The organism is Streptomyces sp. NPDC006739 (genome assembly GCF_042869815.1).
Taxonomy (GTDB): domain Bacteria; phylum Actinomycetota; class Actinomycetes; order Streptomycetales; family Streptomycetaceae; genus Streptomyces.
Genome location: NZ_JBIAGM010000011.1, coordinates 66,805 through 87,261 on the forward strand (window position 1 = coordinate 66,805; position 20,457 = coordinate 87,261).

The 20,457-nt window shown below is 72.0% G+C and carries 20 protein-coding genes; 8 read left to right on the forward strand and 12 right to left on the reverse strand.

The window, feature by feature from the left end:
- Positions 1 to 32: 32 nt before the first annotated feature.
- Genes ACFYMM_RS22235 through ACFYMM_RS22260 form a run of 6 tightly spaced genes read right to left on the reverse strand, consistent with a single transcriptional unit; the run spans position 33 to position 7,235 of the window.
- A complete protein-coding gene (locus ACFYMM_RS22235) occupies positions 33 to 1,451 on the reverse strand; it encodes an NAD(P)/FAD-dependent oxidoreductase (protein ID WP_388389157.1) in 1,419 nt (472 codons plus the stop codon).
- A 37-nt stretch (positions 1,452 to 1,488) separates the two neighbouring features.
- Positions 1,489 to 2,289 carry an ABC transporter permease gene (locus tag ACFYMM_RS22240; RefSeq protein WP_388389159.1) on the reverse strand — a complete coding sequence of 267 codons (801 nt, stop codon included), beginning with the start codon at positions 2,287 to 2,289 and terminating at the stop codon, positions 1,489 to 1,491.
- Positions 2,290 to 3,219 carry an ABC transporter permease gene (locus ACFYMM_RS22245; RefSeq protein ID WP_388389161.1) on the reverse strand — a complete coding sequence of 310 codons (930 nt, stop codon included), beginning with the start codon at positions 3,217 to 3,219 and terminating at the stop codon, positions 2,290 to 2,292.
- A gap of 2 nt (positions 3,220 to 3,221) precedes the next feature.
- On the reverse strand, positions 3,222 to 4,394 hold the full coding sequence (locus ACFYMM_RS22250) for an ABC transporter ATP-binding protein (RefSeq protein ID WP_388389163.1): 1,173 nt from the start codon (positions 4,392 to 4,394) through the stop codon (positions 3,222 to 3,224).
- Between the two features lie 8 nt (positions 4,395 to 4,402).
- Positions 4,403 to 5,650 (reverse strand): spermidine/putrescine ABC transporter substrate-binding protein, encoded by a 1,248-nt coding sequence (locus tag ACFYMM_RS22255; RefSeq protein ID WP_388389165.1) that lies wholly within the window; start codon positions 5,648 to 5,650, stop codon positions 4,403 to 4,405.
- Between the two features lie 49 nt (positions 5,651 to 5,699).
- Positions 5,700 to 7,235: a gamma-aminobutyraldehyde dehydrogenase gene (locus tag ACFYMM_RS22260; RefSeq protein ID WP_388389167.1), complete on the reverse strand. Its 1,536-nt coding sequence runs from the start codon at positions 7,233 to 7,235 to the stop codon at positions 5,700 to 5,702.
- Between the two features lie 206 nt (positions 7,236 to 7,441).
- Between ACFYMM_RS22260 and ACFYMM_RS22265 the strand changes: the two genes are divergently transcribed.
- Entirely contained in the window at positions 7,442 to 8,011 is a 570-nt protein-coding gene (locus tag ACFYMM_RS22265; protein ID WP_388389170.1) for an NADAR family protein, read from the forward strand.
- A gap of 1 nt (position 8,012) precedes the next feature.
- Here ACFYMM_RS22265 and ACFYMM_RS22270 read toward each other — a convergent pair whose 3' ends face one another.
- Positions 8,013 to 8,735, reverse strand: a complete 723-nt coding sequence (locus ACFYMM_RS22270; RefSeq protein ID WP_388389172.1) for a DUF4190 domain-containing protein — start codon at positions 8,733 to 8,735, stop codon at positions 8,013 to 8,015.
- 137 nt (positions 8,736 to 8,872) lie between these two features.
- On the opposite strand from ACFYMM_RS22270, the gene ACFYMM_RS22275 reads away from it, so the two are divergent.
- Complete coding sequence (locus tag ACFYMM_RS22275; protein WP_388389562.1) at positions 8,873 to 10,000, forward strand: adenosine deaminase; 1,128 nt, start codon at positions 8,873 to 8,875, stop codon at positions 9,998 to 10,000.
- Between the two features lie 34 nt (positions 10,001 to 10,034).
- A complete protein-coding gene (locus ACFYMM_RS22280; RefSeq protein WP_388389174.1) occupies positions 10,035 to 10,784 on the forward strand; it encodes a glycerophosphodiester phosphodiesterase in 750 nt (249 codons plus the stop codon).
- Here ACFYMM_RS22280 and ACFYMM_RS22285 read toward each other — a convergent pair.
- The 5 genes from ACFYMM_RS22285 to ACFYMM_RS22305 all read right to left on the reverse strand — a co-directional run bounded on the left by ACFYMM_RS22285 (position 10,729) and on the right by ACFYMM_RS22305 (position 14,756).
- Positions 10,729 to 12,435, reverse strand: coding sequence for an RNA polymerase sigma factor (locus ACFYMM_RS22285; RefSeq protein ID WP_388389176.1), 1,707 nt, complete (start codon positions 12,433 to 12,435; stop codon positions 10,729 to 10,731). The genes ACFYMM_RS22280 and ACFYMM_RS22285 overlap by 56 nt on opposite strands.
- A gap of 151 nt (positions 12,436 to 12,586) precedes the next feature.
- Positions 12,587 to 13,117 carry a hypothetical protein gene (locus ACFYMM_RS22290; RefSeq protein WP_388389179.1) on the reverse strand — a complete coding sequence of 177 codons (531 nt, stop codon included), beginning with the start codon at positions 13,115 to 13,117 and terminating at the stop codon, positions 12,587 to 12,589.
- Positions 13,101 to 13,592 (reverse strand): RNA polymerase sigma factor, encoded by a 492-nt coding sequence (locus ACFYMM_RS22295; RefSeq protein ID WP_388389182.1) that lies wholly within the window; start codon positions 13,590 to 13,592, stop codon positions 13,101 to 13,103. The genes ACFYMM_RS22290 and ACFYMM_RS22295 overlap by 17 nt, the downstream gene beginning before the upstream one ends.
- A gap of 121 nt (positions 13,593 to 13,713) precedes the next feature.
- Positions 13,714 to 14,334 (reverse strand): class F sortase, encoded by a 621-nt coding sequence (locus ACFYMM_RS22300; RefSeq protein WP_388389185.1) that lies wholly within the window; start codon positions 14,332 to 14,334, stop codon positions 13,714 to 13,716.
- The gene (locus ACFYMM_RS22305) at positions 14,331 to 14,756 is read right to left on the reverse strand and encodes a sortase-dependent protein (protein ID WP_388389187.1); all 426 of its coding nucleotides are present in this window, start codon (positions 14,754 to 14,756) and stop codon (positions 14,331 to 14,333) included. The genes ACFYMM_RS22300 and ACFYMM_RS22305 overlap by 4 nt, the downstream gene beginning before the upstream one ends.
- 253 nt (positions 14,757 to 15,009) lie before the next feature.
- Here ACFYMM_RS22305 and ACFYMM_RS22310 point away from each other — a divergent pair, with 253 nt between their 5' ends.
- Genes ACFYMM_RS22310 through ACFYMM_RS22330 form a run of 5 tightly spaced genes read left to right on the forward strand, consistent with a single transcriptional unit; the run spans position 15,010 to position 20,442 of the window.
- Complete coding sequence (locus tag ACFYMM_RS22310; RefSeq protein ID WP_388389189.1) at positions 15,010 to 16,206, forward strand: exo-beta-N-acetylmuramidase NamZ domain-containing protein; 1,197 nt, start codon at positions 15,010 to 15,012, stop codon at positions 16,204 to 16,206.
- A 33-nt stretch (positions 16,207 to 16,239) separates the two neighbouring features.
- Positions 16,240 to 17,253 (forward strand): GNAT family N-acetyltransferase, encoded by a 1,014-nt coding sequence (locus tag ACFYMM_RS22315; RefSeq protein ID WP_388389191.1) that lies wholly within the window; start codon positions 16,240 to 16,242, stop codon positions 17,251 to 17,253.
- On the forward strand, positions 17,250 to 18,620 hold the full coding sequence (locus tag ACFYMM_RS22320) for an ABC transporter substrate-binding protein (RefSeq protein WP_388389194.1): 1,371 nt from the start codon (positions 17,250 to 17,252) through the stop codon (positions 18,618 to 18,620). The genes ACFYMM_RS22315 and ACFYMM_RS22320 overlap by 4 nt, the downstream gene beginning before the upstream one ends.
- Positions 18,614 to 19,576: a carbohydrate ABC transporter permease gene (locus tag ACFYMM_RS22325; RefSeq protein WP_388389196.1), complete on the forward strand. Its 963-nt coding sequence runs from the start codon at positions 18,614 to 18,616 to the stop codon at positions 19,574 to 19,576. Before ACFYMM_RS22320 ends, ACFYMM_RS22325 begins: the two co-directional genes overlap by 7 nt.
- Complete coding sequence (locus ACFYMM_RS22330; protein ID WP_388389198.1) at positions 19,573 to 20,442, forward strand: carbohydrate ABC transporter permease; 870 nt, start codon at positions 19,573 to 19,575, stop codon at positions 20,440 to 20,442. Before ACFYMM_RS22325 ends, ACFYMM_RS22330 begins: the two co-directional genes overlap by 4 nt.
- The last annotated feature ends 15 nt before the right edge of the window (positions 20,443 to 20,457 follow it).

Below are 20,457 nucleotides of genomic sequence, written 5' to 3' on the forward strand. Positions count from 1 at the left end.
ACATCAACTGTCGAAGCCCAGGCCCAGCCGGATCAACTGTCGAAGCCCAGGCCCAGCCGGTCCATCGTCCTCAGCCACAGGTTGCGGCGGCCGCCGTGGGCGTCCGCGCGGGCCAGGGACCACTTGGTCAGGGCGATGCCCGTCCAGGCGAGCGGCTCCGGCGGGAACGGCAGCGGCTTCTTGCGGACCATCTCCAGCCGGGTGCGTTCCGTCTCCTCGCCGGACAGCAGGTCCAGCATCACGTCCGCGCCGAACCGGGTGGCGCCGACGCCGAGGCCCGTGTAGCCCGCCGCGTAGGCCACCCTGCCGTGGTGGGCGGTGCCGAAGAACGCCGAGAACCGGGAGCAGGTGTCGATCGCGCCGCCCCAGGTGTGGGTGAAGCGGACGCCCTCCAGCTGCGGGAAGCAGGTGAAGAAGTGCCCGGCGAGTTTGGCATAGGTCTCCGGACGGTCGTCGTACTCGGCGCGGACCCGGCCGCCGTAGGGGTAGATCGCGTCGTAGCCGCCCCACAGGATCCGGTTGTCGGCGGACAGCCGGAAGTAGTGGAACTGGTTCGCGGAGTCCCCGAGGCCCTGGCGGTTCTTCCAGCCGATCGACGCCAGCTGGTCGGCGGTCAGGGGTTCGGTCATGAGGGCGTAGTCGTAGACCGGGACGGTGTACGAGCGGACGCGTCTGAGGAGGCTGGGGAAGATGTTCGTGCCGAGGGCGACCCTGCGGGCGCGGACCGAGCCGTACGGGGTGCGGACGGCCATGCCCGCGCCGTACGGCTTCAGGGTGAGGGCCGGGGTGTGCTCGTACACGCGCACACCCAGGCGGACGCAGGCGCGTTTGAGGCCCCAGGCCAGCTTGGCCGGGTGGAGCATGGCCACGCCCCGGCGGTCGTAGAGGCCCGCCTCGAAGGTGGGCGAGTTCACCTGTTCGCGCACGGCGTCGGCGTCCAGGAACTCGATGCCGTCGGCCAGGCCCTTGTCGGCCAGCTCCTGGTGCCAGTCGCGCAGCTCCCAGGCCTGGTAGGTCTCGGTGGCGACGTCGATCTCGCCGGTGCGCTCGAAGTCGCAGTCGATGCCGTGCCGGGCGAGGGCCGCCTCGATCTCGTCGAGGTTGCGCTCGCCCAGCCGCCGCAGCGTCCGGATCTCGTCCGGCCAGCGGGTGAGGCCGTTGGACAGGCCGTGGGTGAGGGAGGCGGCGCAGAAGCCGCCGTTGCGGCCCGAGGCGGCCCAGCCCACCTCACGGCCCTCCAGCAGCACCACCTCGCGCTTCGGGTCGCGCTCCTTGGCGTTCAGCGCGGTCCACAGTCCGCTGTAGCCGCCGCCGACGACCAGCAGATCGCAGGTCTCGGCGCCGGTGAGAGCGGGCTCGGGGTGGGGCTTGCCGGGGTCTTCGAGCCAGTACGGGACCGGCTGTGCTTCGGAAAGGGACTTGGTCCAACGGGTCATGGCGCTCGGGGCCATGATCTCAACTCCCCACAGGGTTCTTCCGGGTGTGCGGTTATGCCTTTTGCCTGGTGCGGCGGTTGTTGATGACCATCGAGGCCAGCACGAACAGTACGGCGACCAGGAACATGGCCGTACCGATGACATTGATCTGAACGGGCGTTCCGCGCTGCGCCGAGCCCCACACGAACATGGGGAAGGTGACGGTCGAGCCCGCGTTGAAATTGGTGATGATGAAATCGTCGAAGGAGAGCGCGAAGGAAAGCAGCGCGCCCGCGGCGATTCCGGGGGCCGCGATGGGGAGGGTGACCCGCAGGAACGTCTGCGCCGGGCCGGCGTAGAGGTCCCGGGCGGCCTCCTCCAGTCGCGGGTCCATCGACATCACGCGCGCCTTGACCGCGGTGACGACGAAGCTGAGACAGAACATGATGTGCGCGATCAGGATCGTCCAGAATCCGAGCTGAGCACCCATGTTGAGGAACAGGGTGAGCAGCGAGGCCGCCATGACGACCTCGGGCATGGCCATCGGCAGGAAGATCAGCGAGTTGACGGCGCCCCGCGCCCGGAAGCGGTAACGGACGAGCGCGAAGGCGATCATCGTGCCGAGGACGGTGGCGCCGACCGTCGCCCACACCGCGATCTGGAGGCTGATGGACAGCGAGCCGCACATGTCGGCGACCCCGCACGGATCCTTCCAGGCGTCCGTGGAGAACTGCTGCCACTCGTAGTTGAAACGGCCCTTCGGTTTGTTGAAGGAGAACACCGTGACGACGACGTTCGGCAGCAGCAGATATCCGAGGGTCAGCAGTCCGGCGATGACCACGAGATGACGCTTGAGCCAGGTGACGAAGCGCATTTAGACCAGATCCTCCGTCCCGGAGCGGCGGATGTAGATCGTGACCATGAGAAGGATCGCGGCCATGAGGATGAAGGAGAGGGCGGCTGCCGTCGGGTAGTCCAGAATGCGCAGGAACTGCGTCTGGATGACATTGCCGATCATGCGGGTGTCGGTGGAGCCGAGGAGTTCGGAGTTGACGTAGTCGCCGGCCGCCGGGATGAAGGTCAGCAGCGTGCCGGAGACCACGCCCGGCATCGACAGCGGGAAGGTCACCTTGCGGAAGGTGGTCCACGGCCTCGCGTACAGGTCGCCGGCCGCCTCGTGCAGCCGCCCGTCGATCCGCTCCAGCGAGGTGTACAGCGGCAGGATCATGAACGGCAGGAAGTTGTACGTCAGTCCGCACACCACCGCCAGGGGGGTCGCCAGCACCCGGTCGCCGGCCGTCCAGCCGAGGAAGTCGGTGAGGCTCAGGACGTGCAGCGAGTTCAGCGTGTGCACGACCGGGCCGTTGTCGGCGAGGATCGTCTTCCAGGCCAGCGTGCGGATCAGGAAGCTGGTGAAGAACGGCGCGATCACCAGGATCATGATCAGGTTCCGCCAGCGGCCCGCGCGGAAGGCGATCAGGTAGGCCAGCGGATAGCCGAGCAGCAGGCACAGCACGGTCGCGGCGGCGGCGTAGAGCACCGAGCGCAGGAACTGCGGCCAGTACTCGCCGAACGCGTCCCAGTAGGTCGCGAAGTGCCAGGTGACCTTGTAGCCCTCCTCCAGGGAGCCCTGCTGGACGGAGGTGGAGGCCTGGTAGACCATCGGCAGCGCGAAGAAGACGACCAGCCACAGGATGCCCGGCAGCAGCAGCCAGTACGGGGTGAACCGGCCCCGCTTGCGCGGGGGCTTCTCCGCCGGTCCGGCGGGGGCGAGGGGCGGCGGCGCCTCGGTGAGGGTCGACATGTCTACGCGGCCTCTTCCTCGACGGTCTCCACACCGGCAGAGCCCACAGTCCCGGCAAGCAGGGACTGAGCCGCGTCCAGCCCGAAGGTGTGCGCCGGGTTCCAGTGCAGGACCACGTCCGCGCCGGGCACGAGCCGGCCGTCGCGCTCCACGTTCTGCACGTACACCGCCAGTTCGTCGCAGACCGGGCTGTCGATGACGTACTGCGTGGAGACGCCGATGAAACTCGCGTCGGCGATCGTGCCGGTGAGGCGGTTGCGGCCCTCGGGGATCTCCCCCGCGTCGTCGGCGTGGGTGAGCGAGATCTTCTCGGGGCGGACGCCGACCAGCACCTTGCCGCCGGCCTGGGCCGGGGCGGAACAGCGTGCCTCGGGCAGCACCAGCTTGCCGCCGCCCGCCCGCACCACGATGTCGGTGCCGCTCCTGGCGTCGACCTCGGCCTCGATCAGGTTGGAGGTGCCGAGGAAGTTGGCGACGAAGGTGGTGTCCGGGTTCTCGTACAGGTCGGCGGGCGAGCCGAGCTGCTCGACGCGGCCCGCGTTCATCACGGCGACCGTGTCGGCCATGGTCATGGCCTCCTCCTGGTCGTGCGTGACGTGGACGAAGGTGATGCCGACCTCGGTCTGGATGCGCTTGAGCTCCAGCTGCATCTGGCGGCGCAGCTTGAGGTCGAGGGCGCCGAGGGGCTCGTCCAGCAGGAGCACCTTGGGGTGGTTGATCAGCGCGCGGGCCACGGCGACGCGCTGCTGCTGGCCGCCGGAGAGCTGGTGCGGCTTCTTGCGGGCCTGCTCGCCGAGCTGGACCAGCTCCAGCATGTCCTCGACCTGCTTCTTCACGCTCTTGATGCCGCGCCGGCGCAGGCCGAAGGCCACGTTCTCGAAGATGTCGAGGTGCGGGAAGAGGGCGTAGGACTGGAAGACCGTGTTGACCGGCCGCTTGTACGGCGGCAGACGCGTGACGTCCTGGTCGCCGAGGTGCACGGTCCCGGAGGAGGGTTCCTCCAGGCCGGCGATCATGCGCAGGGTGGTGGTCTTGCCGCAGCCGGAGGCGCCGAGCAGGGCGAAGAACGAGCCCTGCGGGACGGTGAGGTCCAGCGGGTGTACGGCGGTGAAGGAGCCGTAGGTCTTGCCGATGCCGGTGAGGCGGACGTCGCCGCTGGTGTCTGTCGTCGTCATCGTCGTCGTCACGCCCCTGTGAGCTTGGAGAACTTCTGCTGGTAGGCGGTCTCTTCCTTCTGCGTCAGGGCGCGGAAGGCATGGGACTTCGCCTGCATGGCCTTGTCCGGAATGATCAGCGGGTTGCTCGCCGCCGACTTGTCGATCCTGGCGAGGTAGGGCTGCACTCCGGCGACCGGGCTGACGTAGTTGATGTACGCGGCGAGTTCGGCGGCGGGCTCGGGCTCGTAGAAGTAGTCGATGAGCCGCTCGGCGTTCGTCTTGTGACGCGCCTTGTTGGGGATCAGCATGTTGTCGGTCGACGTCATGTAGCCGCTGTCCGGGATGACGTAGCCGACGTCCGGGCTGTCCGCCTGGAGCTGGACGATGTCGCCGCCCCACGCGATACAGGCGGCGAAGTCGCCCTTGGTGAGGTCGGACGTGTAGTCGTTGCCGGTGAAGCGGCGGATCTGGCCCTTGTCGACGGCCTTCTGCAGACGGGCGATCACCGCGTCGAAGTCGTCGCCGGTGAACTTCGCCGGGTCCTTGCCCATGTCGAGCATGGTCATTCCCACGCTGTCGCGCATCTCGGTGAGGAAGCCGACCCGGCCCTTGAGTTTCGGGTTGTCCAGCAGGTCGGAGACCGACTTCACCTCGACGCCGTCGAGCGCCTTCTTGTTGTACGCGATGACCGTGGAGATGCCCTGCCAGGGGTAGGAGTAGGCGCGGCCCGGGTCCCAGTCGGGGGCGCGGAACTGGTCCGACAGGTTGGCGAAGGCGTGCGGCAGGTTGGACGGGTCCAGTTTCTGGACGTACCCCAGCCTGATCATGCGGGCGGCCAGCCAGTCGGTGAGGACGATGAGGTCACGGCCGGTGTCCTGGCCGGCGGCGAGCTGCGGCTGGATCTTGCCGAAGAACTCGTCGTTGTCGTTGATGTCCTCGGTGTACCTGACCTGGACGCCGGTCCGCCGCGCGAAGGTGTCCAGCGTCGGGTGGTGCTTGCCGCTGGAGTCCGCGTCGATGTACTCGGGCCAGTTGGAGAAGTCGACGGCCTTCTCCTTGGCCGAGTGGTCCTCGGCCGAGGCGCCGCCCTGGGTCTTGCCCGCCGCGGGGATCCCGCAGGCGCTCAACGCCCCGAGACCACCGACGGCCAGCGCGCCGCCGGCCGAGGCGCGCAGCAGCGACCGGCGGGTCGTGGCCGCGCGGCCGGTTCGCGTGCCGCGCCACAGGGCGGACGCTCCGGCCGGGGCCGGGCGGTCGGGCTGGTACTGCTCCATGCGCGTGATGCCCTTTCGGGAGGGTGGGCGCGGTCGCGGCCCAGGTCGTCTATCGGTCCCCGAAGATCGTGCGGTGCCAGTCCTTCCGCGCCACCGCCGTGTTGTCGAACATTACGTGCTTGACCTGCGTGTACTCCTCGAATGAGTACGCCGACATGTCCTTGCCGAAGCCGGAGGCCCTGAAGCCGCCGTGCGGCATCTCGCTGATGATCGGGATGTGGTCGTTGACCCAGACGCAGCCCGCCTTGATCTCACGGGTGGCGCGGTTCGCGCGGTAGACGTCGCGGCTCCACGCCGAGGCGGCGAGGCCGTACGGGGTGTCGTTGGCCAGCCGGATGCCCTCGTCGTCCGTGTCGAAAGGGAGAACGACCAGGACGGGTCCGAAGATCTCCGACTGCACGATCTCGCTGTCCTGGGCGGCGTCCGCGACGAGGGTGGGCCGGTAGTAGGCGCCGTCCCGGAGATCTCCCCGCGGGGCCTCGCCGCCGGTCACCACGCGCGCGTAGGCACGCGCGCGGTCGACGAAGGCGGCGACGCGGTCCCGCTGGACGTGCGAGATGAGCGGACCGAGGTCGGTGCCGGGAGCGAAGGGGTCCCCGAGCCGGACGGTCTCCATCAGGGCGGCGGTCCGCTCGACGAACGCCTCGTAGAGCGGGCGCTGCACGTACGCGCGCGTGGCGGCCGTGCAGTCCTGGCCGGTGTTGATGAGGGCGCCCGCGACCGCGCCGTGGACGGCGGCCTCCAGGTCCGCGTCGTCGAAGACCACGAAGGGGGCCTTGCCGCCCAGCTCCAGATGGAGGCGCTTGACGGTGGCGGTGGCGATCTCGGCGACGCGCCGGCCCACGGCGGTGGAGCCGGTGAAGGAGGTCATGGCCACGTCGGGATGGCCGACGAGCCGCTCGCCGGCCTCCTTGCCGGTGCCGGTGACGACGTTGACCACTCCGTCCGGCAGACCGGCGTCGGTGGCGGCCCGGGCGAAGAGCAGCGAGGTCAGCGGGGTCAGCTCGGCGGGCTTGAGCACGATGGTGTTGCCCGCGGCGATCGCCGGGAGGATCTTCCAGGCGGCCATCTGGAGGGGGTAGTTCCAGGGGGCGATGGAGCCGACGACACCGATGGGCTCGCGCCGGACGTAGGAGGTGTGGTCGCCCGAGTACTCCCCCGCCGACTGGCCCTGCAGATGCCGGGCCGCGCCGGCGAAGAAGGCGGTGTTGTCGATGGTCCCCGGGACGTCGAACTCCCGGGTCAGCTTGAGCGGCTTTCCGCACTGGAGGGACTCGGCGCGGGCGAAATCCTCGGCGCGGTCGGCGAGCACGGCGGCCAGGCGGTGCAGCGCGTCGGAGCGCTCGCCGGGGGTGGCGCCGGCCCAGCCCGGGAAGGCGGCGCGGGCGGCGGCCACGGCCGCGTCCACGTCGTCGGCCCCGGCCAGCTCGTACACGTACACGTCGGCGCCGGTGGCCGGATCGACCACGGCGTGGGTGCGGCCGGACGTGCCCTTGGTCAGGCGTCCGTCGATGTACTGCGCGCCGTCCGCGAGGCGGTCCCGCGCGGGGAATCGTTCCGGGGTGGCGGTGCCCGGGTTGTGCATGTCGCTCTCCTCCGCCGTCGCCCTGTCCCGGGGTGGGTGGCGTAGCTCCAGCTCGATTTGAGTGCCGATCCTGACAGAGGGAAGGGACTCCAACAAGTGATTCCGTTGTTGCCTTTTGGTTACGCAACGGAATCTGTCGACCAGGTGTCGAGTCGGGCTGGAAAAGGACGGACGGAGTGTCAGTGGTGCCTGCCAGACTCGCGTGCATGGGAGAGATCACGGGGGACATCGGCAGCCGCGAGGACCTGGTCAGGGCCGTCCGGTCCGGGGCGCGGGTGAGGTACCTGCACTTCTGGGGGCACCGGCCGCGTGCGGACGGCCGGGTCGGCGCGAGCTGTCTGAGCCAGTGGTGGCCGTCACCGTTCGCGGTGGAGGGCGTGGAGTACGCGACCGCGGAGCACTGGATGATGGCGCGCAAGGCCCGGCTGTTCGGGGACGCCGAGGCGGAGCGGCGGATCGTGGCGGCCGGTCATCCCTCGCAGGCCAAGCAGGCGGGGCGGCTGGTGCGCGGCTTCGACGAGGCGACATGGGAACGGGAGCGGTTCGGGATCGTCGTCGAGGGCTGCTTCCACAAGTTCGCCGCGCACCCCGGGCCGCGGGATTTCCTGCTGGGCACGGGCGACCGGGTGCTGGTGGAGGCGAGCCCGGTGGACCGGGTGTGGGGCATCGGGCTCGCGGCGGACGACGAGGCGGCGTCGGACCCCGGCCGGTGGCGGGGGCCGAATCTGCTGGGGTTCGCGCTGATGGCGGCGCGGCGGCGGCTGCGCCGGGGCTGAGTCAGCCCCGGACCAGGACCGGTGCCGACACGCTGGGGGCGGAGTTGTAGGACGGGTCGGACTCCCGCCTCTGCTTCTCGTGCTCGACGGCCATCGTGATGCCGATGATCAGCGAGACGATCGTGGCTATGCCGAGGAGGATCCCGATGATGCCCGTGACGAGACCCGCCTGGGCCTGACCGCGGTTGGTGGCCTCACCGCGGTCGGCCCGCTTCTTGCCCTTGATGCCGAAGATCACGGCGAGGGTGCCGAGGACCAGGGAGACGACGCCGTAGATGCAGAACAGGCAGCAGGACAGGATGCCCAGCACCATCGCCGCGGTGCCCATGCCGTTGTTCGGCTGCATCGGCATACCGGGCCAGCCGTAGCCCTGCGGATAGGCCGGGTAGCCGTACCCGCCGGGCGGCGGGGCCTGCATGCCGGGACCCGAGGGGGCGATGGGCGGGGGCGGTACGGCGGACCCGGTCCAGCCCTGGCCGCCGCCGGACGGACCCCAGCCGGGTGCGCCGAAACCGCCGGCGGGTGGCACGGGCGCCCCGCCGGCCGGCATGGACACCATGGTGGCCTGGTCGTGCACGGACGGCGGCCGCACCGGAGGCTGACCGGCGGGGGGCTGCCCGGGCGCGGCCGGCTGCGGGCCCTTCTCCAGCGACGGCCCGCTCCCCGGCGCGGCCCACGGGTCGAAACCCTCCTGCGCCCCGCCCGGCCCCGTCTGATCCGTCACGTCCCGTCCCCCTCAGTCGATCGACACGCCATGGTAGAGCGTCGCCGGCGCGGCCCCGCCGCCCGGCCCGTCGGCCCGTCCACGGGGCCCGCACCGACGCCCTCCCGCACCCGTCCTACGATGACCCCGAGTCATCGATCAGCCGATCACCGCGTCCGGACCCCGGTCCCTGGGCGCCGTTCCGGGGAGGAACCTTGACCGACCAGAGCACCGTGCCCGCCACCGGTACCGCCGACCGCGATCTGCGCACCTTCATCGCCGGGCTGCCCAAGGCGGAACTGCACGTCCACCACGTGGGCTCCGCGTCCCCCCGGATCGTCTCCGAACTGGCCGCCCGCCATCCCGACTCCAAGGTCCCCACCGACCACGAGGCCCTGGCCGACTACTTCACGTTCACGGACTTCGCCCACTTCATCGACGTGTACCTGTCCGTCGTGGACCTCGTCCGCACCCCGGAGGACGTCCGGCTGCTGACGTACGAGGTGGCCCGGGAACTGGCCCGCCAGCAGGTGCGGTACGCCGAGCTGACCATCACCCCCTTCTCCTCCACCCGGCGCGGCATCGACGAGATCGCCTTCATGGACGCGATCGAGGACGCCCGCAAGGCGGCCGAGGCCGAGTTCGGGACCGTCCTGCGCTGGTGCTTCGACATTCCCGGCGAGGCGGGCCTGGAGGCGGCCGAGGAGACCGTGCGGCTCGCGACGGACGACCGGCTGCGGCCGGAGGGGCTGGTGTCGTTCGGTCTCGGCGGACCCGAGATCGGCGTGCCGAGGCCGCAGTTCAAGCCGTACTTCGACCGGGCCATCGCCGCCGGGCTGCGGTCCGTGCCGCACGCCGGGGAGACGACCGGTCCCGAAACGGTGTGGGACGCCCTCGAACACCTCGGTGCCGAGCGCATCGGGCACGGCACCAGTTCCGCCCGGGACCCGAAGCTGCTCGCCCACCTCGCCGAGCGCCGTATCCCGCTGGAGGTGTGCCCGACCAGCAACATCGCCACCCGGGCGGTGGCCGTCCTGGACGAGCACCCGATCAAGGAGTTCGTCGGCGCCGGGGTCCTGGTCACCGTCAACTCCGACGACCCGCCGATGTTCGGCACCGACCTGAACAACGAGTACGCCGTGGCGGCCCGCCTCCTCGGTCTCGACGAGCGCGGGCTCGCCGGCCTCGCCAGGAACGCCGTCGAGGCCTCCTTCCTGGACCCGGCCGGCAAGGCCCGGATCGCCGCCGAGATCGACACCTACACCGCGGCCTGGCTCGCCCCCTGACGGCGGCCGGCGGCGGCCGTCCACAATGGGGGCCATGCAGACGCTGACCGCCGTCGCCCACCGCGGTGACCCCTACCGTTTCCGCGAGAACACCCTCGACTCCCTGCGTTCCGCGCTCGACCGGGGCGCGGACGCGGTGGAGACCGACGTACGGCTCACCCGTGACGGCGTCCCCGTGCTGCTGCACGACGAGACACTGAAGCGGCTGTGGGGACACGACCGGCCGCTGCGCGCGCTGTCGGCGCGGGAGGTGCGGGAACTGACCTCGGGCGGCGTTCCGACGCTGGCCGAGGCCCTGGCCGCGACCGGCGACGGCCGGGTGATGCTGGACCTGCCGGGGCGGGTGGAGCGGAGCACGGTGCGGCGGATCGTCGACGTCGTCACCGGGTGCGGGGCGCGCGAGCGGGTGTACTACTGCGCCGGCGCCGAGGCCATGCTCGCCGTCCGCGCGGTCGACCCGGCCGCCGAGATCGCCCTCACCTGGACGACCCTCGCCCCGCCCCGGCCCGCCCTGCTGGACGCGGTGCGCCCCCGCTGGCTGAACTACCGCTTCTCCCTGGTCGACCGGGACCTCGCGGCCCGAGTCCACCACGACGGCCACCTCCTGTCGGTGTGGACCCCGGACACCCGCCGCTCCCTGCGCCGGCTGATCGGCCTGGGCGTCGACTCGATCACCACCAACCGGCTCGACGCGCTCACCGCCCTGCGCGACGGCGCCCCGCGCCCGGCTACACGCGGGAGCGCTGGGCCACCGCCGCCGGGTCGGCCGGCGTCGACCGGGTGACGTACTGCGGGACCGGGGTGTCGTCCTCGCCGGTGTCGCGGACCAGGCCGTAGCGCTCGGCGCCCTGGGCGGGACCGGTCGCGACGTCCTTCTCCACCGCGTCCCAGGTGGTCGGGAAGACGTTGAGGTTGTAGTCGGCGCCGTGTTCGTTGACGGTGAGGGTGACGCTCCCGTCGACGTAGAAGTACTCGTTCTGCCACATGTGCTGGGTGCCGGGCGGCAGGACGTCGTAGCCGGTGCTCTTGCTGCCCATGCCGCTGGCGGAGCTGTCGGTGGCGCTGACCGGGTCGTCCATGCGGCGGCCGCCGCCCGAGGCCACGTGGAAGAGCTTGCCCTTCAGGCCGGTCCAGGAGGGCGGGACCAGAGGGCCGGGCCGGTACTGCGGGAAGAGCTGCCAGCGGACCAGGACGTACCCCCGGCCGCTGAGCCGCACGTTGTCTCCCCGGTGGTTCAGGGAGGCGTGCGCGCCGCCGCTGCTGGTGACGCCGGTGCCGGGCCGGTGCGGCAGCGCCGCGGGCGGCGTGCGCGGGTCCGGCGCCCGGTCGACGGCGTCCACGACACTGCCGTACGGCGCGCTCCGCTCCCGTGTCGCCGACGGGGAGGGCGAGGAAGAGAGGGAGGAGGACGCGGAGGACGACGGGGACGGGGAGGGGGACGGCGAGGCCGAGGGCGGCCGGATGCCGCGGGTGCTCGCGGCGGTGGGCGCGGTGGCGGTGTGCGGGGGCGGGGTGCCGGGGGTCCGTACGACGACGTAGGCGCCGCCCGCGACGATCGTGGCGCCCGCCGTGACGGCCACGGCGGGTTTGGTGAGGACGCCCAGCACCTTGGTGGACCAGCCGGCGGAGCCTGCGGTGGTGGCTGCCGCCGCGGTCTTGCCGCCCAGGGCCAGCGACAGCGTGAAGCCCGCCGGGACCGGTACCAGGGCGATGCCGACCAGCAGGCGTTCGGCCGGTACGACCGTCGTGCGCCCGTCGCCGCAGTAGCCGCAGCCCCGGATGTGCCGGGCCAGCCGCTTGCGCCAGACCGAGTCGGGCCGGCCGTCCCAGCGGGCGGTCGTCTCGCGCAGTTCGGGGCAGGCCCCGTCCAGGGCGCGCACGATGCCGCGCGAGGTCTCCAGCCGCTCCTTCATCCGCTGGACGCGTACGGCGGCGTGCTGCCGGTTGATGCCGACGGCCTCCGCCAGCTCACGCCGGGTCAGCTCCCCGGCCACCTCAAGCCACCAGAGGGACAGCAGTTGCCGGTCCTCCGCGTCCAGCCAGCGCACCGCCTCCGCGACCTCGCGCCGCTGCCCCTCCAACTGGAGCCTGAGCACGGTGAGTTCGGCGAAGTCGGCGGCGTCCTCGGGGATCTCCTCGGCGAGCCGCTGCGGAGACCTGCGGCGGGCCCGGTCGCGTATCTGGCGCATGGCGATGGCCATCAGCCAGGACCGGAAGCTGTCGGGGTCGCGGAGCGTGCCGAGGTTGTCGACGGCCCGCAGCATGGTCTCCTGGACGACGTCGTCGACGTCGGCGTGACCGCCCAGCGCGCGGCCGACGACGTTGTAGACCAACGGCAGCCAGCCCTCGACGAGTTCGTCCAGGGCCCGCCGGTCACCCGACTGCGCGGCCGCGATGGTGTCGCGCCACTGTCGCCCGTGCACGTCCGTCCTCATGCCCGCACCCTCTCAGGCGGGGCCGTGCTGTTGGCAATGTCGCGGATCACAGTGCGGAGACGGGGTGAAGGAACCGGGGATAACAGTTTTTTCGCGGCGGGTGGCAAGGACCTCTTGCGCAGGCGCCGCGCCCGGGGGCAGCCGTCCTCCGCTACGCCCGGGGGCGAGTGCCGGGCACGGAGGCGGACGCGGACCGGGCCGAGGGGTCCGTCGACGGCTGTGCCGTACGCGACGGTGCGGTGGGGACCGGGGTCTGCGGTTGCGTCGGGATGGGCACTCCGGTGGCGGAGGGCGAGGCGCTGGTGGCCGGGTGGCGGCCGGGGACGGCCGTAGCACCCCCTCGGGGGCGGGCGCTGGGACGAGGGGTGACGCCCGCGGAAGCCGAATCCGACGGCGTCGGCAGGGCCTTGGGGCTGCTGACCGGGGGCGGCGCGAGCGGGACGGTCGGGGAGGCGGGGGCCTGGTGGGTGGTGCGCAGCAGCGGTACGGCGAGGAGGGCGGCGACCGCGCAGGTGGCGCCGGCTCCGACGGCGGCGCGCAGGACGCGGCGGCGGGCCGCGCCACGGCGGATCTCCTCGTACCGTCCGGGGGGCGGGGCCAGGCGCTCGGAGGGCGGCCGCATGATGACGGCCAGCGGGTCGTCGGGTTCGAAGTCCGGACCGTCCTCATTGAATGTGATCAAGACTTCTCCTCAGGTGGGCGCGGAGCAGTTCGCGGGCCGCGTGCAGGTCGGCCTTGACGGTCCCCTCTTTGCGCCCGGTCAGCACGGCCACCTCCCGGATCGGCATGTCAGCGTAGTAGTGCAGGAGGATCGGTGTGCGCAGCCGTTCGGGAAGCGCCTGGACGAGCAGGCGGACCGAGGGGTCGCTCTGCTCGGCGGGCGGGCGGACGGATGCCTCGACGGTGGCGCGGTGCACCGCCTTGCGTTCGCGCTCCAGCTTGCGCCAGTGGTCCCGGACGATGTTGGCGGCCGTGACGTAGAGGAAGCCCCGGGGCTCCGACACGGACGTCCAGCGCGCCCAGAGGCGGGTGAAGGCCTCCGAGGCGATCTCGTGGGCGGTCTCGTCGTCGTCGACCAGACGGCGGCACCAGCCGGCCAGGCGCGGGTAGAGAGCGGCGAACAGCTCTGCTGCCGCCTTCTCACGGGACCGTTTCAACGCTCTCCAGGGGGGTGGGGGCACCCGTCGCGCTCTCAGTGCGCTCGGGGCGCCCGTGGGGAAGAGCCCGGACCGACGGCGTACGTTCCATCGGCCCGGGATCGGGGCGGGCGGCGGCCGGTCAGCGGCTCGCGGTGCTCAGCGCGGCGAAGACGATCACGTTGTCGAGGTAGCCGTCGCCGGTACGGGGTCCGCCGCACGTGATCAGCCGCAGTTCCGGCCGGCCGACGTCGCCGTAGACCTGCTGCGTCGGGAAGTGGGCCTTGGCGACCGTCCGCACGGAGGTGACGGTGAACCCGGCCGACGTGCCGTTCTCCAGGCGCACCGTGATCCCGTCGCCCCGGCGCAGCCGGTCGAGGTGACGGAAGACGCCGTCCCCGTAGGCGCCGACCGTGACATGGCCGAGGATCACCGACGGGCCGGTCTGGCCCGGCGTCGGCGAGTTCCGGTACCAGCCCGCCTGGTCGTGCGCGGTGATCGGGGGCACCTGCACACTGCCGTCCCGGGCCAGTCCGAGCCCCATGACCGGGGTGTCGACACCGATCCCGGGGATCCGCAGCCGTGTCGGGACCGAACGGGCCAGCGGGTGCGGCGCGTTCGCCGGGGCCACGGCGGACCGGGCCGGCGGGTGCGTGCCGGTGGGGTGGGCGGCCGGCGTCCCGTCGGTGCCGTGGCCGGCGCAGCTCACCAGGAGCGAGGCCAGCGCCGCGGTGACGAACGCGCGCCTGGAGAGCTGGGTCATGCCCCGGTCGCCCGTCGGCGGCGCACGAGGAAGACCGCCGCGCCGCCCACGGCGAGGGCGCCGGCGGCACCGCCGCCGACCAGCATGCCGTCCGAACCGGACCCGCCGGAGCCGGTGGTCACGCCGGTGTCCGGTGCTCCGCTCGGTACGACGCCGACCTGGCCGCGCCCCTCGCTCGGCGCGACGGTCGGCACCGGGGTGGCCCCACGGCCCGGCGCCCCGGTCGGCACGGGAGTGGCTCCCCGGCCCGGCGCCCCGGTCGGCACGGGAGTGGCCGACGCGCTCGGCCGCGTCGACGGCAGGGAGGTGGCGGACGGGCGGGGGGTCGGGGAGGCGCTCGACCCGTGGGCGAACGCGGGCACCGTGCTCGCCAGCACGGCGACACACGCGGCTGCCGTGGCGCTGAGGACTGTTCGGCGCATGAATCGCTCTCTTTCGTCGGCCGGCCCGGCGGGTCGCCGGGCGGGCTGCGTGATGGACCGAGCGAAGAGACGAGACAGGATCGGCACAGGTTGTAAAGGGTTGGCAAAGGGATGCGGGTGGGGGTGGGAGGGGACGACCCCCCGGGACGGCAGGCGCTCGGACATCACGTCCACCACGTCCCTCATCGGTACGAATTGTGATAAACCATTGCCGAATTCCAGAACCGGATGTAACCGGCAGACGGGGCAGTGGATGAGCACGGACGAGCGCGTCGCGGTGACGACCGGGATCGCACGGCTGCACGCGTCGCCCGGGCTCGCCGGACCGGGCCGGCTCGGACTGGTGACCAACCACACCGGCGTCCTGCCCGACCTGCGGCCGGCCGCGCCCGCGCTGCTGGCGGCCGGCGTGCGACTGGTCGCCCTGTTCGGCCCCGAACACGGGCTGCACGGAACGGGCCAGGCAGGAGAGAGCGAGACCGCCGGGACGGACCCCGCCACCGGTCTGCCCGTCCACGACACCTACCGGTGCGACGGCGAGCGCCTCGACGAACTGCTGCTCGACAGCGGAGTCGACGCCCTGGTGTACGACCTGCAGGACATCGGGGCCCGGTTCTACACCTACGTGTGGACCATGTTCGACCTGATGGCCTCGGCGGCCCGCACGGGCGTACGGTTCGTGGTCGCCGACCGGCCCAATCCCCTCGGTGGGCTGGTCAGCGAGGGCCCACTGCTCGATCCGGCGTGGGCCAGCTTCGTCGGGCGCGCCGCCATCCCCGTACGGCACGGCCTCACCTGCGGGGAACTCGCCCGGCATCTCAACGCCTCCGCCGTGCCCCGACTGGCGGGCGCCCCCGCCGACTTGACGGTGATCGAGGCCCTCGACTGGAAGCGCTCCATGGACGCGGAGGCCACCGGCCTGCCCTGGGTGGCGCCCTCCCCCAACATCCCGACGCCCGCCACCGCCACCGTCTACCCCGGCACCTGCCTGTTCGAGGGCACGAACCTCTCGGAGGGCCGCGGGACCACGCGGCCCTTCGAGATCGTCGGGGCCCCCTACCTCGACGACCGGTTCGCACCCTCGCTCACCGAACTCGCCCTGCCCGGGGTCCGCTTCCGTGATCTGCGGTACGTCCCGGCGTTCCACAAACACGCCGGACGGCCCCTGCGCGGCGTCCAGCTGCACATCACGGACCGCGAGGTGTTCGCCCCCGTGCGTACCGCCGTCGCGATGCTCACCACGCTGCGGCGGCTGTACCCCGACGACTTCGCCTGGCACGTCACGGACGGCGGGGCGCAGGAGACCGGACACCGCCACCTCGTCGATCTGCTGTGGGGGTCCGACCGGCTGCGGCGCGCCGTCGACGCGGACGAGGACCCGCAGCCGCTGTGCGACCCGCCGGCACCGCCCGGCCAGTGGGCCGGCGACGACGTACTGCTCTATCCCTGAGAACCACCGCGCCCGCAAAGGACGGCCCCGCCGATGACCGATCGCACGACGCGTACGACTCGTACGGCGCCGCCCCGGGCCCGCACGCGTGGCTTTCGCGCGGGCGACGGCCCGCCGTTGGTGGAGGCGTGGCGCCGCAGCGCCCCGGCCGACCCGATCACCCCGGACCGCTTCCGCTCCCTGGTGCTGCTCGACGCCAACTTCGACCCACAGGGCCTCCGGGTCGCCGTCGACGGCGACCGCACCGAAGGCGGCCGGGTCGTCGGCGCCGCCTACGCGGTGCGCCGTCTGACCCCGATGACCGGCACCGACCTGGAGCCGGAGCAGGGCTGGATCCCGTTCTTCTTCGTCGACCCGGCCGCCCGTGGACAGGGCCTTGGCCGCCGGCTGCTGACCGAGGCCCTCGACTGGCTGCACGGCCACGGCCGTACCCGGGTGGACTTCTCCTCGTACACCCCGAACTACGTCCTGCCCGGCCTGGACGCCGAGGCGTACCCGGAAGCGGCCTCGCTCCTGGAGTCCGTGGGCTTTCGCACGCTGTACGAGGCGGCGGCGATGGACCGCCGCCTGGTCGGATACCGCTTCCCGGAGGATGTCGCGCGCCGCCTGGACGAACTGACCGAGCACGGCTACCGGTTCGCCACCCCGTGCGACGACGACCTGGTGGACCTGTTCGCGCTCGCCGGGAACCACTTCGGCCCGGACTGGGCGTGCGCGATCCGGCAGTGTCTGGCCGCGGGCACACCGCTCGACCGGATCGTCGTCGCCCGGGACCCTTCGGGCCGTCTGGTCGGCTGGGCGATGCACGGCACGTTCGACGCGGTGGACGAACGCTTCGGGCCGTTCGGCGTGCTGGAGGAGACACGCGGCAGCGGAGTCGGCAAGGTCCTGCTCCACCTGGTCCTGGAGCGGATGCGGGCGCGCCGGGCGCACTCCGCCTGGTTCCTGTGGACCGGCGAGCAGTCCCCGGCGGGGCACCTGTACCGCGCGAGCGGCTTCACCACGACCCGGGTGTTCCGCGTGATGCGCCGGGAGGCCGCCGGATGACGCCGTCGCGCCCGGGCCGCACCGCCGGCCTGAGCCGCCGTCACTTCGCGCTCGCGCTGTCCTCGGCGCTGCTCGGCTCCGGATGCGCGGCGCCGCACCGGGGCACCGGGCGGCCCGGCGATCCCATCGTCCTCACCCTGCTCTCCCACTACACCAGCGGGGCGCTCAAGGCGGCCCTGCAGCGCCCGGTCGACGAGTGGAACGCCACGCACGACCGGGTCAGGGTGCGCACCACGGCCGTCGAGTTCACGGACCTGCTGACCACGCTGATGGTCCGGCAGGCCGCGGGCCAGGGCGCCGACCTCCTCCACCCGTACTGTCTGTGGACCGGCCAGCTCGTCCGGGCCGGCGTCCTGCGGCCCGCTCCGCCCGAGCACGCCGGGGAGATCGGACGCGGTTACCGCGAGGCCGCCGTCTCCTCCGCCTCGGTGGCGGGCAGGGTCTACGGCTACCCCACCGAGGTGCAGACGTATGCCCTCTACTACAACAGGCGGCTGCTGCGCGAGGCCGGCGTCGAGCGCCCTCCGCGCACCTGGCGGGAGCTGGAGGAGACGGCATACCGCACCGCCCGACGGGACCGGTACGGCAACACCCTGGTCCAGGGGTTCGGGCTGTCGGCGTACGACGACGCCACCACCGTCGGCCAGACGCTCGCCCTGCTCAACGCCGCCGGCGGAAGGTTCCTCTCCCCGGACGGCAGGAGCACCGCCATCGACTCACCGGCCGGCCGGGCCGTGTTCGGTCTGGAGCACCGCCTGGTCGCCCAGGGCGCGAGCGCCCCCGGCGTCAACGTCTACCAGGCGTTCCCGTCCGGGCAGGTGGCGATGGTGGTCGGCGCCGGCTGGTGGACCGGGAACCTGAAGGCCCTGATGGGCAGGGGCTACCGCGATGTCGGCGTCGCGCCGCTGCCCGTGCCCGGGGCGGGCGACGAGCGCGCCACCCTCTCCACCGGTTTCCTGCTCGGGGTCAACACCGCCTGCCCGCACCCGCGCGAGGCCTGGGAGTTCCTGCGCTGGCTCAACTCCGCGAAGGTGAGCGGCACGAGCACCGGGAAGGAAGCAGGGAAGGGCGCCGGAAACGGCATGGCCGCGACCAGGATGAGCCGGCTGCAGGTGTCGGTCGGCTCCATGACCGGCCGCGCCGACGACATGCGCACGCTCCTCGGCGCGGGCGCCGATCCGAACCTGCGCCCCTTCCTGGACGCGCTGGCCTACGCGGTGCCGGAGCCGAACGCCCCGGGCGCGCAGCAGGCCAAGTCGCTGCTGCGCAAGAACATCGAGGCGTTGTGGACCGGTCAGCAATCGGTCGAGGAGGCCCTGCGCAGCACCCGCCGCCAGGTCGATCAGGAGGTGTCGCGCTCATGGTGAACGCCGTGGCGACCCAGGCGGCCGAGCGGGCGGCGCACAGCCCGAGACCCACCGCGCCCGCCGTCGACGGCCGTGGCCGGGCCCGGCGCCGCCAGGTGCTCGTCGCCTACCTCTTCCTGGCGCCGACCCTGCTGTTCTTCGCCGTCTTCCTGCTGCTGCCGCTCGGTTTCGCGCTGCTGCTGTCGATGTCCCGCTGGGCCGGGTTCGACCTCGGCGGCATCGAGCCGGCCGGCCTGGACAACTTCACCGGCCTCCTCACGGACGGATCGACGTTCCTGACGCCGATCCTGACCAACACACTGCTGTTCGCCCTCGGCACCGTGGCCCTCGCGCTGGCCGGCTCCGTGCTCGTCGCCACCTGCATCGACCACCTGCGGTTCCAGGGGCTGTGGCGCACCCTGTACTTCCTGCCGATCGTCACGACCGTCGTCGCCGTCGGCAACGTGTGGAAGTACATGTACGAGCCCGGCGGCCTGGTCAACGGCGTCCTCAACGCCCTCGGGCTCGGCTCGGTGGCGTTCCTCCAGGACCCGGACACCGCGCTGCCCTCGGTCGTGGTCGTCCAGGCCTGGGCCTCGGTCGGCACGGCGATCCTCGTCCTGACCGCCGGACTGAAGTCGATCCCGCAGTCGTACTACGAGGCCGCCGCGCTCGACGGCGCCGGGGCCGCCACCGTCTTCTGGAAGATCACCCTGCCGCTGCTGCGACCGTCCCTGCTGTTCGTGTGCGTCACCCAGTTCCTCACCGGATTGCAGTCGTTCGCGCTGATCATCGTGATGACCAGGGGCGGCCCGGGTGACGCGACCGATGTGGCCGCGCTGGAGATGTACCGGCAGGCCTTCTCGTACGGCGACTGGGGCACCGCGAGCGCCGCCGCCTTCGTGCTGTTCCTGGTGGTCCTCCTGGTCACCCTGGGACAGCTGTGGTTCTTCCGGCGCGGCGGGGAGGACGCGTGAACCGCCGCCGTTTCCCTTGGCTGTCGTACCTGGTCGTGGTGACCGGCGCTGTGCTCACCGTGGTGCCGTTCCTCGACATGGTGATGACGTCCTTCAAGGGGCCCGGTGAGGCCGGCACGCTGCCGTACCGGTTCCTGCCCAGGGCGTTCGACCTGTCCAACTACCGGTCGGCGGTCCGCCAACTCGATCTGCCGGTCCTCTTCCGCAACAGCGTGACCGCTACCGCCCTGATCACCGGATCGGTGCTGCTCACCTCGTCGCTCGCCGGCTACGCGCTCGCCAAACTCCGCTTCCCCGGGCGCGACTTCGTCTTCCGCCTGGTGCTGTCGACGATGATGTTCCCGCCGTTCCTCTTCTTCGTCCCGCACTTCCTGATCCTGGTGCACTGGCCGCTGGCGGGCGGCAACGACCTGTTCGGGCGGGGTGGCGCGGGGCTGACCGTCAGCATCGTGGCGCTCGCGATGCCGTTCCTCGTCAACGGCTTCGGGATCTTCCTGACCCGCCAGTTCATGATCTCCATCCCGGACGAGGTCCTGGAGGCCGCGCGGATCGACGGGGCCGGCGAGTTCGCCGTGTGGTGGCGGATCGTGGTGCCGCAGACCAAGCCGGTCCTGGTGACGCTCGGGCTGCTGACCTTCGTCGACGCCTGGAACGAGTACATCTGGGCGCTGCTCGTCTCGACCGCCGACCCGCACGTGATGACCCTGCCCGTGGGCATCCAGCTCCTGCAGGACTACGTCGACCCGACCCGTACGATGCCCGTCGTCATGGCCGGCCTCGTCCTGAGCATCCTCCCGGTCCTGGTCCTCTTCCTGCTGCTGCAGAAGCACTACATCCGGGGCGTCATGCTGAGCGGACTGAAGTGACGGGCGGCGCGGGGG